Origin of the sequence: Burkholderia sp. NLJ2 (genome assembly GCF_049487195.1) — a bacterium.
Classification (GTDB): domain Bacteria; phylum Pseudomonadota; class Gammaproteobacteria; order Burkholderiales; family Burkholderiaceae; genus Burkholderia; species Burkholderia pyrrocinia.
Map to the genome: position 1 here is coordinate 201131 of NZ_CP137808.1, position 14808 is coordinate 215938.

The 14808-nt window shown below is 57.3% G+C and carries 18 protein-coding genes; 5 read left to right on the forward strand and 13 right to left on the reverse strand.

Features of this window, described 5'->3' with window-relative positions:
- Positions 1-48: 48 nt before the first annotated feature.
- Together R9B84_RS00855 and R9B84_RS00860 are read right to left on the reverse strand one after the other, a co-directional pair.
- Complete coding sequence (locus tag R9B84_RS00855) at positions 49-315, reverse strand: hypothetical protein (protein ID WP_423758908.1); 267 nt, start codon at positions 313-315, stop codon at positions 49-51.
- Complete coding sequence (locus R9B84_RS00860) at positions 305-1054, reverse strand: DNA/RNA non-specific endonuclease (RefSeq protein WP_423758909.1); 750 nt, start codon at positions 1052-1054, stop codon at positions 305-307. Before R9B84_RS00860 ends, R9B84_RS00855 begins: the two co-directional genes overlap by 11 nt.
- Before the next feature lie 171 nt (positions 1055-1225).
- On the opposite strand from R9B84_RS00860, the gene R9B84_RS00865 reads away from it, so the two are divergent.
- On the forward strand, positions 1226-1957 hold the full coding sequence (locus tag R9B84_RS00865; protein ID WP_423758910.1) for a hypothetical protein: 732 nt from the start codon (positions 1226-1228) through the stop codon (positions 1955-1957).
- Positions 1958-1961: 4 nt separating this feature from the next.
- Here R9B84_RS00865 and R9B84_RS00870 read toward each other — a convergent pair whose 3' ends face one another.
- Both R9B84_RS00870 and R9B84_RS00875 read right to left on the reverse strand, forming a co-directional pair.
- Positions 1962-2288 carry an H-NS family nucleoid-associated regulatory protein gene (locus R9B84_RS00870; RefSeq protein WP_423758911.1) on the reverse strand — a complete coding sequence of 109 codons (327 nt, stop codon included), beginning with the start codon at positions 2286-2288 and terminating at the stop codon, positions 1962-1964.
- Between the two features lie 153 nt (positions 2289-2441).
- Entirely contained in the window at positions 2442-2633 is a 192-nt protein-coding gene (locus tag R9B84_RS00875) for a hypothetical protein (RefSeq protein ID WP_423758912.1), read from the reverse strand.
- 473 nt (positions 2634-3106) lie between these two features.
- On the opposite strand from R9B84_RS00875, the gene R9B84_RS00880 reads away from it, so the two are divergent.
- Genes R9B84_RS00880 through R9B84_RS00890 form a run of 3 tightly spaced genes read left to right on the forward strand, consistent with a single transcriptional unit; the run spans position 3107 to position 7661 of the window.
- Entirely contained in the window at positions 3107-3301 is a 195-nt protein-coding gene (locus R9B84_RS00880) for a DUF1778 domain-containing protein (protein ID WP_423758913.1), read from the forward strand.
- An 8-nt stretch (positions 3302-3309) separates the two neighbouring features.
- Positions 3310-5043 (forward strand): site-specific DNA-methyltransferase, encoded by a 1734-nt coding sequence (locus R9B84_RS00885; RefSeq protein WP_423758914.1) that lies wholly within the window; start codon positions 3310-3312, stop codon positions 5041-5043.
- Positions 5034-7661: a DEAD/DEAH box helicase gene (locus tag R9B84_RS00890; protein WP_423758915.1), complete on the forward strand. Its 2628-nt coding sequence runs from the start codon at positions 5034-5036 to the stop codon at positions 7659-7661. The genes R9B84_RS00885 and R9B84_RS00890 overlap by 10 nt, the downstream gene beginning before the upstream one ends.
- A 267-nt stretch (positions 7662-7928) precedes the next feature.
- Here R9B84_RS00890 and R9B84_RS00895 read toward each other — a convergent pair whose 3' ends face one another.
- The 3 genes from R9B84_RS00895 to R9B84_RS00905 form a co-directional block, all read right to left on the reverse strand.
- On the reverse strand, positions 7929-8276 hold the full coding sequence (locus tag R9B84_RS00895; RefSeq protein ID WP_423758916.1) for a hypothetical protein: 348 nt from the start codon (positions 8274-8276) through the stop codon (positions 7929-7931).
- 76 nt (positions 8277-8352) lie between these two features.
- A complete protein-coding gene (locus R9B84_RS00900; RefSeq protein ID WP_423758917.1) occupies positions 8353-9012 on the reverse strand; it encodes a hypothetical protein in 660 nt (219 codons plus the stop codon).
- Between the two features lie 219 nt (positions 9013-9231).
- Positions 9232-9627 carry a hypothetical protein gene (locus R9B84_RS00905; protein ID WP_423758918.1) on the reverse strand — a complete coding sequence of 132 codons (396 nt, stop codon included), beginning with the start codon at positions 9625-9627 and terminating at the stop codon, positions 9232-9234.
- A gap of 66 nt (positions 9628-9693) precedes the next feature.
- On the opposite strand from R9B84_RS00905, the gene R9B84_RS00910 reads away from it, so the two are divergent.
- Complete coding sequence (locus R9B84_RS00910) at positions 9694-9951, forward strand: helix-turn-helix domain-containing protein (RefSeq protein ID WP_113046623.1); 258 nt, start codon at positions 9694-9696, stop codon at positions 9949-9951.
- 3 nt (positions 9952-9954) lie between these two features.
- On the opposite strand, the gene R9B84_RS00915 is transcribed toward R9B84_RS00910, so the two are convergent.
- The 6 genes from R9B84_RS00915 to R9B84_RS00940 form a co-directional block, all read right to left on the reverse strand.
- On the reverse strand, positions 9955-10254 hold the full coding sequence (locus R9B84_RS00915; RefSeq protein WP_423758919.1) for a hypothetical protein: 300 nt from the start codon (positions 10252-10254) through the stop codon (positions 9955-9957).
- A 112-nt stretch (positions 10255-10366) separates the two neighbouring features.
- Positions 10367-11173, reverse strand: a complete 807-nt coding sequence (locus tag R9B84_RS00920; RefSeq protein ID WP_423758920.1) for a DUF4942 domain-containing protein — start codon at positions 11171-11173, stop codon at positions 10367-10369.
- Positions 11174-11238: 65 nt separating this feature from the next.
- Complete coding sequence (locus R9B84_RS00925; protein ID WP_423758921.1) at positions 11239-12366, reverse strand: hypothetical protein; 1128 nt, start codon at positions 12364-12366, stop codon at positions 11239-11241.
- The gene (locus R9B84_RS00930; protein WP_423758922.1) at positions 12363-13268 is read right to left on the reverse strand and encodes a phage capsid protein; all 906 of its coding nucleotides are present in this window, start codon (positions 13266-13268) and stop codon (positions 12363-12365) included. The genes R9B84_RS00925 and R9B84_RS00930 overlap by 4 nt, the downstream gene beginning before the upstream one ends.
- 54 nt (positions 13269-13322) lie before the next feature.
- Positions 13323-13550, reverse strand: a complete 228-nt coding sequence (locus R9B84_RS00935; RefSeq protein ID WP_423758923.1) for a hypothetical protein — start codon at positions 13548-13550, stop codon at positions 13323-13325.
- Positions 13551-13562: 12 nt separating this feature from the next.
- The gene (locus R9B84_RS00940) at positions 13563-14558 is read right to left on the reverse strand and encodes a YqaJ viral recombinase family protein (RefSeq protein WP_423758924.1); all 996 of its coding nucleotides are present in this window, start codon (positions 14556-14558) and stop codon (positions 13563-13565) included.
- Between the last annotated feature and the right edge of the window lie 250 nt (positions 14559-14808).

Below are 14808 nucleotides of genomic sequence, written 5' to 3' on the forward strand. Positions count from 1 at the left end.
GGGCGTGTGTTCGGGATCTGATCGCATTGAGAGCGGTGACGGATTCGCTCAGCCCGCGAACGGATTCTTAATCTTGCCCGTGGGTGCAGCAGGCTCCTCGCAGACATGTTGGGGAAGCGCCGGATCATGCTGAAGCACTTCCACGATGCTTGCGATGGTCTGTTGTAGCGCAAGTGCGGCGGCGAGGCCTACTTTGTCGCGCGTCAGTTCCAACGTACCCGACAATACGATGCGCTCGGGATCGTTGGTGACGGTGAACTCGTCGCCGTGGATGTTCACGACGGTCGAGTCATCTGCAAACGCCCTAAACTCCATTCAGACCTCCAATACGCGTGTCTTTCAGAGATTCCGGTATCCCGGGGAATCGCAAGCCGCTTTGTGCCTCGAGCTCATGTACCGTCGCGATCGTGTAGCGCTTGGTTGCCGTGTTGTTCGCGACGACCGCGAACGCGAGCCGCTTCTGAGGTATATAGACTACCTTGAAAATTTGGGTTGGGACGATGACGCCGGATTTGCCGATCGTCGTCAATTCTGCCCCCTTGAACAGCGGCCCGGTGACGACATAAGTGTCCGTCGCGCGCAGACCAACCCGGCGAACCGCTTCCTCGATGTGTGCCCACAGGTGACGGTTGTTTGTCGGATTCTGCGGCACCATGTTCGCCAGAGTAAACGATTCGGCCATTGCCCGATCATTCCAGCGATCACCAGCCGGACTCATGTGTCCTCGATCGTAGCCGCTCTTGCGGTAGTCGGTGAGTCGCGCGCCTTCCCCGTTAGGCAACCGCGACTCCTCGAAGAATCGGTTCGTGCGGATCTCGTTCTTCGCCGCCGCCAGGTGCGAACGGGTCAGGTGTTCGGCTGACCAAAGCGGTCCGTGCGTGATGCTCGAGTGCAACACCTCAAAGTCTGAATAGCACAGGAGGCGCGTCTTCGCGGCTATCCGAGGATTGACGACGACCGGAGATTTACCTTTCGGACTGAACTGCGGGCACGAGTTGGAAGCAAAGGCGTGCGTGGCGAGGGCCATCAGCGCGCAGATGAGAATTTGTCGCATAGAAACCGCGTCGAGTGTGGGGCCGCGAAGTATACGGCCGAACCGTCCGCCGATCGCATTGTCGGCGCGCAATTTCCCTTGGGCAATTCGGCGACGGCGATACGGCAGCTGTGACGCGACGGCGATGGGGAAACTGAATCCTATGGACTAACTTCGTATCCAAAGTACATCGTGACAATAAGCTCTCAGCAGCCCTTTTCCTCGGCACTTGCCGCACTTGGGAATGCCATCACTGGCCTCGGTCCGGGTCTTCAGGCGATCGCAGCAACAGCCACGAGCGCGGAGGCGACGGCAGGGGCCGCGATCCCTAAATCGCAGGAGGGTACCGCGCCCGGCGATGTTGTCGTGCTCGACCCAAATGGTAAATTGCCGGCTGTCGACGGAAGTCAGCTCACCAACTTGCCGGCCCCGCATGGCATCCTACCTGTGCTGACGATCGAACTCGGCCATGGCGCGCAGGCCAATGGTGGCCGGGGCATCGACATGGGGAACTGGTACCAGCCCGATTTTCATATCGGCGTCTCGGCCGCCAACGGCTTTCAATACACCACTAATGCCGATGGCACGATTACCATCCCGGCTGGTACCTACCTCGTATCTGGTAGCGCAAAGATCCTCGCGCCGGCAACGGACACGTATCAGTTGCCGGCGCAGATTGCTTTCGCAGTCGGACAGAACTATGCATTCCCAGGCATCTACCAATACGCCGTACAGCAGTACCCGGACGCTCCGGTGGGCAGTGCCTCAATGTCCGGCGTGCTCGGTTCGTTGCGCGTCTGCGGCGTGCAGGCAAGTTGGGGAAGCGGAAGTGCACTTTGGATGGGCTTCGCGAAAGTGCTCGGCTCACAGAACCAGACGCCGCTCGCGTTACAGGGCTACGTATCGATCGTCAAGATCGGGTGATCGATCAGGTGCGTTCTGGCCACCACGGCTGTGGGGCCTCGCGGATAAGATAGTCATCAAGATTCTTGTCCTCCAGCCATTTCGGTCGCGGGCCTTTACCGGTCCAGGAGTTTCCTGAGTTCGGGTCGTAGTACTTGGCTGGTGCTTTCTGCCGCTTGGATTTGATGAAGCCAGCGGCGCGTAGTAGCTCGATTTCGGTGATGCCGTACTCTTTTACGTGTTCGCCGATGTCGACGAGTATGGCTCGCTTTTCTCGTTGCTTGGCATCTTCTACAAGCAGATTGAGATGGCCGAGTTGTTTTTGCAGCTCGAGTAGGTTCGTATCAGTCATTTTTCCAAAGTGTGGTGAGTCGACGGACGCAAAGTGGCTCGTACCAAGACGGCCGGCGCATAGCAGCATGTTCGAAGCTCGCGAGCTTCGAACATGCGTTGTCCGATCTTCGCCCTTTTTTCGACGGGAGGGAGAATAGCCTGATTCTCGCCATCAGAGAATCAGGAGATGACGAACCTTCCCCATCTGCGGCGAGCGCTTCAGAATCAGCTCCGTGATGTATTCGGGTAATAATGCGCGTCGCATATTGGCTGGCACTCCCTCAGCGAGTTGCGATGGAACATGAACGATGAATTCGTCCGGGTTGTTCCTGAGGCTGTATTCGAAACTGATGCGATAGTCCATGGTGTTCCTGACGGTCCTTGACTGCTGTGGACGATTATATTGGCGTCGCGCCGGAAAGCGACCGGGGATCGCTGCTGCGAGTTACCGTCCGAAAGAGCAAAAAAGGTGATTGCCGAGGCAAACGGGTGCGCCAATGCGCACCCGCGTATGCCGCTGCTTGCGCGACGTCAGATCGGCGGCAATATGTGTCCCCAAATATGTGTGGGACGGCTGTCTCAGAGATGGCTCAGGCGTCGGGGGGCTTGTTCGCTGGACCGTCGTGGCAATTCGTAACCCGACTGCATGTTGATGTGGGGCGTTGCATTTCCGTTCAGAGGAACATGCTGAAGTAGCAACCCACATCGCCTGCATTGCGCCTATCGTTAGTGCACAAATCGACGCCAGAAAATTTTGGGCCATAGCATGGTCGGATGCGCTGGCAGAAAGCTGCAAAATGCAGTACATTTGCAGCACATTGATTTCGAGACCGCCTCATGAAGCGCCCGAAAGACGAAACCCTCTCAATTCGAACCTCGACGGACATCAAGCAGTTGTTACGAATGGCCGCTGAGCGAGAACATCGTTCCGTTTCATCGATGATGGAAGTGCTCATCCTTACTTATGCGAAACAGCATGGCCTGCAAGTCGATGCTTCAAACGCGGATTTGCACAATAAAAATTCAATTTGAGATAGTTAATGCCAACGTTGAACTGGATCGGCAAAGAAGCCGTTGAAACACATCACAAGGACATACCGTTTCGCTTGTTGGAGCCGGTGCCGGAACTGTCTTGCGGTGATCCCGAAAGTGGCAACTTGATAGTCCAAGGGGACAACCTGCTTGCTCTTAAGGCGCTGCTGCCGAGATATGCTGGTCAAGTGAAGTTCATCTATATTGATCCGCCCTACAACACGGGGCAAGATGACCGTGGGGACGATGGAAAACGCGCGGGTTGGATCTATAACGACAGGGTTGACAGTCCGGAAATTCGCGAGTGGCTTGGCAAAGTTGTTGGTGCTGAAGCCGAAGATTTGTGTCGGCACGATAAGTGGTTGTGCATGATGTACCCCCGTCTGCGCTTATTGAAGGAGTTTCTCCGCGATGATGGGGTCATCTTTGTCAGCATCGATGACGTTGAGGTTGCAAATCTTCGTCTGTTGCTCGACGAAATTTTTGGCATGACCAATCGCATCGGCATGATTGTCTGGAAAAATGCAACTGACAACAACCCTACGCAAATTGCAACCGAGCACGAGTACGTGCTTTGCTATGCAAGAGACAAGCGGAATATTGCCAGTGAATGGAAGTCATCGACGCTTGAGGTAAAAGCAAAGCTGTTGGAAGTTGGCGATCGATTTATCGAAGAATATCAAGATTCGGAAAATCGACAAGCGGCTTATACCCGATGGTATCGAGAGAATAAGTCGCAACTTTGGCCATTTGAGGATTACAAATTCATCGATGGCGGTGGCGTCTATACGGGTATGCGCGCTGTTCACAACCCGGGCAAGGAGGGCTACCGATACGATGTTATTCATCCTGAAACTAAGCGTCCTTGCCAGCAGCCCATGATGGGATATCGCTTTCCAGAGGAAACAATGCAGCGCCTCATTCGGGAAGGGCGAATCTTGTTTGGAAGTGACGAAACAAAACTCGTCGAATTAAAGGTCTATGCGAAAGACTACCGTGCAAAGCTGTCGAGCCTGTTTGAACTCGACGGACGGATCGGTACGAACGAATTAAAGGCGATCATCTCCGAAGACCGGCGACCGTTTGACTTCCCCAAGCCAACGGAACTAATTGAGGAACTCCTGAGCTTTACGACAACATCCGAGGATCTCGTTCTCGATTCGTTTGCTGGTTCTGGAACGACCGCTCACGCGGTGCTGAAGCTGAATCGCGCTGACGGCCATAAGCGACGATTTATCTTGACCGAAATGAAAGAGTCGATCGCTCGAACAGTCACCGCCGAGCGTGTCAAGCGTGTTGTGACAGGATATGCAAACGGTAAGGGTGATTCGATCGAAGGATTGGGGGGCGGATTTCAATATTGTCGTTTATCCGCCGAACCGCTATTCGCCGCTGATGGACAGATTCGCCCCGATGTGACGTTTGCCCAGTTGGCCGATTTCGTGTGGTTTGCGGAGACGGGGACTGGTTTCACCGGAACCACGAAGTCTCCTTTGCTTGGAATCCACGAAGGTCGGGCAGTGTTTCTCCTATATAACGGAATTCTGGGGGATAAGGCAGAAAGCGGTGGCAATGTATTGAATACACGGACTTTGCAGCACTTGCGAGAGGCGCTGCCAGACTTCGATGGACCGACAGTTGTCTATGGTGCTCGCACGCGCTTCGATAAATTAAAGTTGGCGAAGCTCAAGATTGCTTTCCATCAACTTCCCTACGAATTGGCGGCCAAGACATGGTTTTGAATAATAGTGGACTGAAGAAGTTTCAGGAGAGCCTGCTGGAAGCTTTTGCGGGCTTCCTGGCGCGTACTAGAGAGTTGAAGAGTCCTGCAGAAGCTTTCGCCGAAAGTACGGCCGCTCATTTTGGACATGCATTGTCATATCACCCCTTGCCGGGTGCTGAGTCCACTCCATACGTTTGTTTGAGAGTTCCAACTGGTGGCGGCAAGACGCGCATCGCTGGGCAAGCCATCAAAAAGGTTCGAGAGTCGTTTCTCGCGACGGACAATTTGCTGGCGGTGTGGTTGGTGCCGTCGGACCCGATCCGCGAGCAAACCCTCCATGCGCTCAAGACGAAAGGCGAGCTGCTGAATCAGGATATGCGCGACTTACTCGGAGCCGTGCATGTTCTCGATATAGATGACGCGCTGCACGTCGAACCGGCGACACTTAACGCCGGCACAACCATCATTGTTGCGACGATGCAGAGCTTCAAACGCGACACCGCAGACGGATTGCGTGTGTACAGGAAAAATGGGGCGCTGCTATCCCATTTCACCGGAGTATCCAGCACGCAAAAGGGTGAGGGCTCGTTGCTGGATGTTATACGCCTCCGCCGTCCTTTCGTGATCGTGGATGAAGCTCACAATCAGGGTACGCCGTTGGCGGTCGATACCCTTGTCCGTCTAGACCCATCCTGCATCCTCGAACTTACAGCCACACCTGACCGAGCATGTCAGCCGTCCAATGTGCTTCGCAGTGTGTCTGCTGCGACCTTGCAGGCGGAAGATATGCTGAAGCTCCCGCTGGAACTGGCGATACACCCTGAGTGGCGCGTTTCGCTCGCTGAAGCAATCGCTCGCGTGCGGCAATTGGAAAGGGATGCAGAGGAAGAGCGTAATTTGTCCGGGGAAGTGATCAACCCTGTCGTCATGTTGATTCAGGCTGAGCGAAGCGCTCAAGACAAGGAGACGTTTACTCCTGAGCGTGTAAGAAAGCACCTGATTGATGATTTCCAGATATCAGCTGAGTCGATCGCCATTGCCACCGGGGCAGTCGATGAATTGTCAGGTAAGAAGCTCGGTGATCCAGATTACCCGCAATTCATCATTACAGTGGACAAATTGCGCGAAGGCTGGGACTGCCCGTTTGCCTATGTGCTATTTTCTTTTCGAAACACAACGTCTGCAACTGCGGTTGAACAGGTACTAGGTCGTATTCTGCGTATGCCGCATGTGATTCGCAAGCATCGAGAAGCCTTGAATTGCAGTTACGCGTATGTAGTGTCCGGAGAACTCGCAGCTACAGTTCACGGCTTGCGTGACGGTCTCGTGCAGAGCGGCTTCGAGCGGTTTGAAACCAAGGATCTCATCCATACCAAGATGGGCGATGAGCCGATGGGCGATTTGTTCTCACCGCAGGACGACCTCACAATTCCTCTACCGGAAGCCGACAATGTCGTTGTTCTGCCTGACTTGGGGGCAGTGGCGGCGCTGCCGAAAGTGCTACGGGAAAAAATCGAGATTTCGCCGGAATCTGGAACGCTGACCGTCAAGGGGGGGGTGAACGCAGCGCAACTCAAACAGATCGCCGAGACGTTTAAGGAGCCGCTGATTGCAAAGGCAGTGCGAGAGCAGCTGGACACTATGGTAGCTATACGCGTTGCTCCAGTTGCACACGAGAAGACCCCCGCAGAGAAAGGCGAGTCGGGCAAGATTCCACTGCTCGCCATTAAGCAGCACGGATTTTTCGATGTTTTTGACGAAACTCCCTTGTTAGATGCCGACTGGGAGGTAGATGAGTTCGACTATAAGCTTACGCAAAGCGAGTTTGCACATGACGTGGAAGCAATGCGTCGAGCATCTCTCACAATCTCGCAACTTGAGAAAATCGAGTGTGATGTCTACGACAAATTGGATAGTCAGTTTGCCCTATTTGGACATGAGGAAGGATGGCAGGTCACCGACCTTGTTCATTGGTTGGACAGCAACCTGCGCTTTCCCTATTCCGACGGTGGTCGGAAGGCAGCGTGGTTGAATGCCGCAGTGACATACTTGCTCAAAGATCGCAAATTTGAGCTGGACGAATTGGCGTACCGGAAATTTCGGCTACGTGGTGCGCTCGAGCGGAAGCTCGTCGGCGGTTTGGTTCTGGCTAAACAGACGGTCTTCGACGAGCTATTTGGCGACGAATCCAAATTTGAGATCCGTGATGAGCACTTTGTTGTATTCGAGCAAGGTAGATATGCCTACGATACCCCGTACACCGGTTTATTACCGCTCAAGCGCCATTTTTTTCGGGTAATCGGAAACCTTAAGAGCAACGGCGAAGAATTTGAGTGTGCTGAGTTCATTGCGAACCAATTCGATGATGTTGAGTGGTGGGTCCGTAATGTCGAACAAAAGCATTCGTCGTTCTGGCTTCAAACCGCCTCCGATAAGTTCTACCCGGATTTCATCGTCAAGATGAAAAGCGGAGTTATCATAGCTGTTGAATATAAGGGGGCGCATATTGCCGACGGGCGAGATAGCGATGAAAAGCGGCGTATCGGCGAGCTGTGGGCCCGACGTAGTGGCGGACGTTGTCGTTTCGTGTGGGTCGAGAATAAAAATTGGCAAGCCATTAAGGATGCGGTGAAGTGACTGATGTGTTTCTATCGAGATAAGGTGCGATAGTAGAATCCTCACGTATCAATTCTTTGCGCTGCATTACCCGGAGGCCGTGGAGAGTCGCACATCCACGGTCGGCTAGCGCCCTTGGCGGGGGCGATTTGCAGGTCGAGCGGGAGACTCCACGATCACTCGTGGCACCCAAACTGCCCAAAAAAAAGAATGAAGGAGCGAAGGCGGGTGCGCCGTTGCGCACCTGCCTCTTACGTCATGAATCTGCCCCTGTCAGTGGCATTGGCCTTACGCCTTTCCAGCGCGGCGGGGTTCGTGCGGGGCGGTATGAAATCCCGAACGCCGGACGACTTTGAGAAGGGCTGACGCGGGTACCGCACTGAACGCCACTTCAGCCAGCAGCCACGTACGCTTGGAGCGGGTGCCGGCGGTTAGCCTTGCGCGCAATACGTCTGTTTGCGCAAATCCGTGTTGCGTGGAGAGTGCGAGCAATGCGTCGATCAGTTTGTGCGCGCATTCGTGTCCCCATGGCGACGTCTCGTTCGCGCAGGTTGTTGCGCCTGCCAGCAACAGCAGCGTTGCGGCGGCGACGTGGAGCAGTTCGTCGGAAGGAGCGTCGCTTCGTCGGAAGTCCATCACTTGAGCGGTCCTTTATGGTTGTGCTTGGGTAACGACAACGAACTCCTATCGCCGCAGTATGGAATGCCGGTCATTACCGCGCAGCTTGCCATCCGTTGTCCGTCTTGACCATGTCGAGCGTTTGGGTGAACTCCACGTCGACGTCATTGCTGTAATCGGTTCCCTTTCCATTGAAGAAGTTGGTGAGAAGCCGCAGATCAATGCTGGGACATGCCTGAACGATAGCGCGCCGGAAGACCAGGCCGGGAGCGGTGTTATTAAGCGCCGCGGCTGCGTTGCCCACTTCAATTTTTGCATTTGACATCGCCTGGTACTCGTCCTGATGTTGCTGCTCGAACGTGCGTCCCGCGTCAAGATCGTTGGGATTCGCGGCAGTGAAGGCCTGTTGGTTGTCGTAGTACTGTTTCGCTTTCTGTTCCGCGTCGGCGTTCAGCGATTGATACTTGTCGTACTGGTCTTTCCACTGTCTGGCGTAGGTCTTGATGTCGCTGTCCGGGGACAGGCGAATGGTGTATTTGACATCCACACGGTAGTCGTTGCCGGAGTCGCCAGGAAGACCGTTCACCTTCTGGAAGTCCCTGAGTTCAAAATATTTGCAGTCACCGAGCGCACTCGCGACGACCTGCTTCGCGTCGCTTTCCGAAGGCGTGCTCTGTCCGCATGCCGACAGGATTGTGACCGTGGTGGCGCACAACGCGAAGCGGACGATTCCGATGTGACGTTTGTTCTTCATGATTTCGTTTCCCGTTGCAGTGGTGATTGATGAAATGGCAGGCGCTTCGTGGTGCCCGGCGCGTTCCGGGCAGCCGGAATAAAAAATGCCGACAGGGCGAGCCTGTCGGCGAATGGTCCTGGCATACGAGGGATAGACTGCTGCCAGGACTCAGGCCAGGGTTACGTTCCGTTTTCGGATGAGCGCGGTTAAACGCGGTCGGTTGCAACATCGTTTCCCTTACGTGTATCTGCTCGTATCTCCGTCATTAGCCGGTAGCGGAGCGTCCTTCATGGTGGCTGCCTTGATGGATTCCGCGTCCAGCGCAGCCAGGCAGGCGCGGAAGATCGGCGTGCCGAGCAAGCCACTGTGCTCAAGTGCGATCAGCCGCTCGCGCCGGACGGCAACCGGGTGCGTCTTGTCCCCAACGAGTTGCCAGGTCGCGTCGACCAGCGCTGCCCGTGCGGACCGCCTCCGGATCATGTAAGCGACCGCGGCAATGGGTCCGACACAGACCGATGTGACGACCCAACCGACCGGCCGTAGGCCTACCCGGCTGGCGCGCAGCCGGTGCATGTCGAACACGATGCCAAGCGCCGTCGCGGCAATGCTGGACAGCCAGATGAGTTGAAACATGTAATCCTCCTTAAATATACCGTATACGGATAAAGAATATCCTCTATGTGTATCTAGAATTTCTTCATGACCCATCCGATCCACGATCCCCGCTATCAGCGGATTGCGACGCTACTCGCGGACTTGCGCAAGCAGCGCGGCCTGTTGCAACAGGACGTCGCGGATCGCCTCGGACGGCCGCAGGCCTTCGTGTCGAAGGTCGAGAGCGGTGTCCGCCGCCTCGATGTGGTTGAACTGCTGGACTTTCTGCGGGTGCTGGATGTTGACCCGCACGCCTTTATTGACGCGCTGTTGGACCAGCCGATGTCGTCCTTGCCCCGCTGAGCGCTAGTAGTCGCCCGGCAACAGGAAGGTGGTAGTGGAGCGATCCCACTCCGTGATGACCCAGACGGTTTGTCCGTTCGGCAGCACGTAGCTGGACAGCAGGCGCAGCCCGGTGTCGACCGACAGCTCGTTTTGCTCGCGGTCGGATTCGGACAATTCGCCCCAGTCGCCGCGCATATGACGGATCAGCAGGTCGATGATCGAGACGCGCGCGTCGGCGATGACCTCCAGCGCGGCCGGCGTCGCGAAGATTCGACCGAGCTTGAAGCGTGGACCGGCGTGACGGGTGGACGGCAAATTCATGATGATGTTCTCCTGAGAGCGGTCGAGCGCAGGCTTCCGGCGGAACCGGATACGTGGTCGCAGAGACAGGGAAAGATGCGACGCGAAGTGCGCGTGACGGATGAAAGGGAAACTACCGTGCTTCCGACGCGAGCGCGTTCGGGTAATGCTTGGCGAGGATCAAGTTCATCTTGTCGACCAGATCGGGCCGTTTGAACGTCAGGTGCCCGTTACCATTTTTAAACCAGCGCAGGTGGAAGTAGTCGTTCTCGGCTTCGCTGCGGCGGGCTTGTCGGTTATCAGAGACGAGGCAGTACGCGCCGTTCCGATGATCCGGCTCAGGCTTGCCGTCGAGGATGCAGAACACGCGGATCAAGTCGTCCAGCTCGTTGGTGACCCTGTGATTAGGGGAACCGGAACTGAGCAGGTATCGCACGATGATGCGTCGGCCGAACTTGAAGGGTTGATTTGTCTTGTAATCCCAGGACAGCCTCCGGAAGCACTGGAGCACGCCGCGTTCGAACATATCGCCCCGCGCACCGTAGAGTTGCGCGAAGGTGGCTTCGATGTTGGCGGCCGTCAATTCGGGCACGTCGCCTTCGGCGATCTGGTTACTCCACTGTTCGCGGGCCTTGGCGTCCATGAAGGTGCGCAGTCCGGATTCCGACAGCAGGTAATCCCAGCCGCGAACATCGATGAGGCGCACCATGGCGGCCTCGGCTTCGTCGCGCTTGGCATATTCTCCGGTGACGGAGGGGCGGCCACGACAGCCGTAGCTCTCATCGAGCACGAGACGGGGAAATCCGAGATGCGCAGCCTTGGCGAGCGCCTGGGCTTCGCCGAGCAGATCGAGGGCGGTGCGCACGTGTTCGACGACGGCGACGCGCTGATTGGCGAGGTTCACAATGCTGATGCTTTTGACGAGATCGGTAGTGTCCATGTGGCATGACGATGTGAAAGTGAGGGAAGACGGACGGAAAACAGCCGGGCGCGAGGCCCGGCTGCTTATGCCGTAACGTTGTGTTCGGCGAGTTGACGGCGTAGTTCGGCTGCCCGAGATTGAGAGCAGCCCAGATGACGGCGTATGTCGGCGACGGTGGGCCGGACGAGACCGGCCGCGACATCTCGAACAAGCTGCGATAGGTGGTCGTCAGTGGGATCGACGATCGGTAACGGCGTAACCGGGTCGTCGCGCGGCGCATGACTGTCGGTCGTATAGTCGTGACTCGGCATCACGGAATTGCGACTAACAGTCTCGTCGTCGTGACTCGCCGTGACGGGCATGACTCCCGATCGAGTCATGCCGACCGTATCCGTTACTGGCGCGACTACCGGCTGAGTCACGTTCGGCGTGCCCGTGACTGGCACGACTGCGGGTTGAGTCACTGCGGGCATCACCGTGACTGTTGCCGGGGTAACGCCAGTCACGGCCGGCAATGGCTTCGGTAACGGCGACCGAAGCGCGACGGTCCACAACAGGCATGCGACCCCCTCGAGTACCGCAGCGAAGATCAGACCGGTCAGCAGATCGACGTGAGCTGTCGTCGTGCCGAGTAACGCAGCGACTCGTGACGTGACGGGATCGGCGAGTAACGCGTCACGCCGCGCCGTGACTCGATCCACCGTGACTTGCTGACGGCGGATGTCATCAGCTTCCGCGTTCAGCGCATCGATCCTGGCCGCGAGCGTGACGCGCCGACCTTCCAGCGTCACGCAGTTGCCGACGCAGTAACGGGCGTTGGCTGTCGCGAGCTGAGCGGTCACGGCGGCGCGTTCCGCCATAACGGCGGTGAGACTGCGAATGGGCGACGGACCCGAACCCACCTGTACCGTCGACGCCCTTTGCTCGCCTGCATGCTGTTGGGCGAAAGCGAAGAAGACCGTATGACCAAAACACGCCGTGACCAGACATGCGCCCCATAGCAGACTACCTACGGTACGAACCCGGATCGGCATATCGCGGATCAGCGCCGGCAACAGGTGCGCACTCGTGACGAGCACCGTGCCGATGGCGATCCAGATGAGCCGTTCCGGCAACGTGCCGCCGCGCTGCCAACCCGCCAGAATCGACAGACTGAGTGCGGTCACCGTTGCCAGCGTCGCCAGCGCGAGCGCCCAGCGTCGAACGCTCATGCTGCTTTGCCGCCGAGCAGGACGGCTTTGCGTTCGAGTTTCTGGCGAAGCGTGGCAGGTGTGTCGGTGGGACCACCATCGCCGGTGTCCGATTGCGGCGCATCCGGTGGATAAAATTCCTCGGTAACGGCGGCCCGTTCGTCCGGACTATCCTCGAATGCACCGTTGGCGAACCCGAGCCGTGCGGCGGCATCGAGCGCGGCTTGATCGAATCCGGCATCCCGGCGGCGAGTGTCCAGTTCCTTCGCCTCGATCAACGCTTGTTCGAGCTTGCTTCCCGAACGTACGCCCAGGTCGACGTAATAGATGGCCGATCGGTAGCTCTGCGTGGTCGACTTGCCGCGCAACTTCAGTTCCAGCGGCAAACAGGCCAGCAGATTGCCGGACACCGCACGGAAGTAGTGCAGGCGTGCGGCGAGCGTCCGGATACTGTTATACGACGTGGTGCGGAAGATGAACGAGCCAAGTTCGTCGTCGTCACCTACGATCACGTTCAGCCTACCGTAGGGCTTGCAGCCGCCCTGACGACCGAACACGCAACCGTCCGGCGACGGACAGGGAAGGGCTTCGATACCAGTATCGGTGACGCGTCGACATTGTTCTCCATTGCCGACACAGACAGGTCGCCCGGTATCGCGGTCGAACAGTGAGTATTCGGCCCGCAGGTTCAAGTCGGGATCGTTGAACAGCACCCGAACCGGAATCGCGCGCAACTTGCCGGCTGTCGCCTTGCGCAGTGTTTCGTTCAGCGGGTGGAGCATCCACTCGCCACGCTGCTGGACTTGGGTGGTGAGGGTGAAAGCGTCGTCTTTTTCCGGGAGACGCTTACCGTTTTTTTCGACAATTTTGCCAATTGCGATACGACCAACAACAGGCGGAGTAATAGCAAGGCCTTTGAGCATGTGGTCCTCTGAATAGAAAAGGGGAGGGGAATGGCGAGCACCGAACTGCGCTGACTACCGCGCGAAGTGCGCTTCGAGCTTCGTGTGGATTTCCTGGGCGACGCCGTGCCAGGCGCGAGCGCTGATGAGCGGATGAACGCCGAACTGCTCTTGCAGCTTTTCGAGCGGTATAGTGGCAACGCGCTCGGCGTGCTTGCTGAGTGCGTCCATCACGAACGCCTGTGCGAGCGCGCCGTATCGCGAAAAAGTCATGATGTCCGACAGACACTCGAGATTCGTCATGGTGGGTGGGAGTCAGGTGGAAACGAGAAAGCGCCGGGAACCCGGCTTGGAGATGGCGTACTGCTGTTCGAACGACGGGTGATCGGCCAACAGACGATCGAGATTGACCGACGACGAATCCTTGCTGCGCTTGAACGACACGGAGCCGGTCTCGAATACAGCCCGGATTGCGTCACCCATTGCCTGCTGAATGGTCTGCTTGAACTGCGCTTCGAGCTGCTGACGCGCTTCGATCTCGGCCCGCACGGCGACCAGATCGGCAAACACGGATGACAGGCCGCGGTCGTCGGTAAAATCAATCGCTCCGCCGTTGCCGGGATACAGATGGCGTAGCGCGCGATCGGCCGATTCAGATCCGTCAGCGGGCGGCGGTGTATCAGATTCCACGAACCGCCAGAACCGCGCTTCCAGCTCGATGAGCCGCCCAATCAGTGCGTCGTCGCGCTCGATTCGGTGAACTTCGAGTGCTTGACCGCAAAGCAGGACCGCGACATGCGCCGCCGTCTTGCCGGTAACGGCCAACTGATGCTGTACTTGTATCTGTACGTATTCCGGCACGCCGTCCCGCCAGAGTCGGGCGCCATACTCTCCAGCGGTCTTACATTCAAGGATCTGAACGTCGTGCGCACCGACAATCTCGCGATCGATGTTTGCCAACATCCACGGAATCGAGCTATGACGGAGCACGGCATTGACCTTGCGAACCTTGTTGCCGGTCTGCTGGGTATAGACGGCCGCAACGATCGGCTCCAGCAACGTGCCCCAATACGTGGGTGAAGTCGTATCGGCAGGATCGGGACGGGGCATGCCTTCTGCGCGTCCGGTTTTGTCGAGCCACAACTCCAGCGCGCTCATGTAGGGATTGAGGTTGACAGCAGCGGCGGCGTCGGAACCGCCAATGCCGGTACGGCGAACGGCGAGCCAGTCGTCGCGCGACAGTTCGCTGGTCTTGACGAGCTTCAGCGCAGGCTTTCGTGTGCGCGGCGGCTCAGCGTGAGGGGTGTTCAAGAGACCTCCAGAAACAAAGCGGCCCGGCAGACGAATCTGATCGGGCCGAAGGTGAGTCGATACGGGGGAAGGGCGCTACGTTGAGTTGGAGCGCCGCAATGCGTCTTGCAACGCGTCGTAGGCGAAGGTCACGAGTTTTCCGTTTCCGAGGTGGGCAGTCGTGCCTTGGGGTTTGATTTGCAGGATCGTGGCGTAACGGCCACCGAACCGTAATCCGACTCCGCGCGGGATCTGAATCCGCATGTCGACG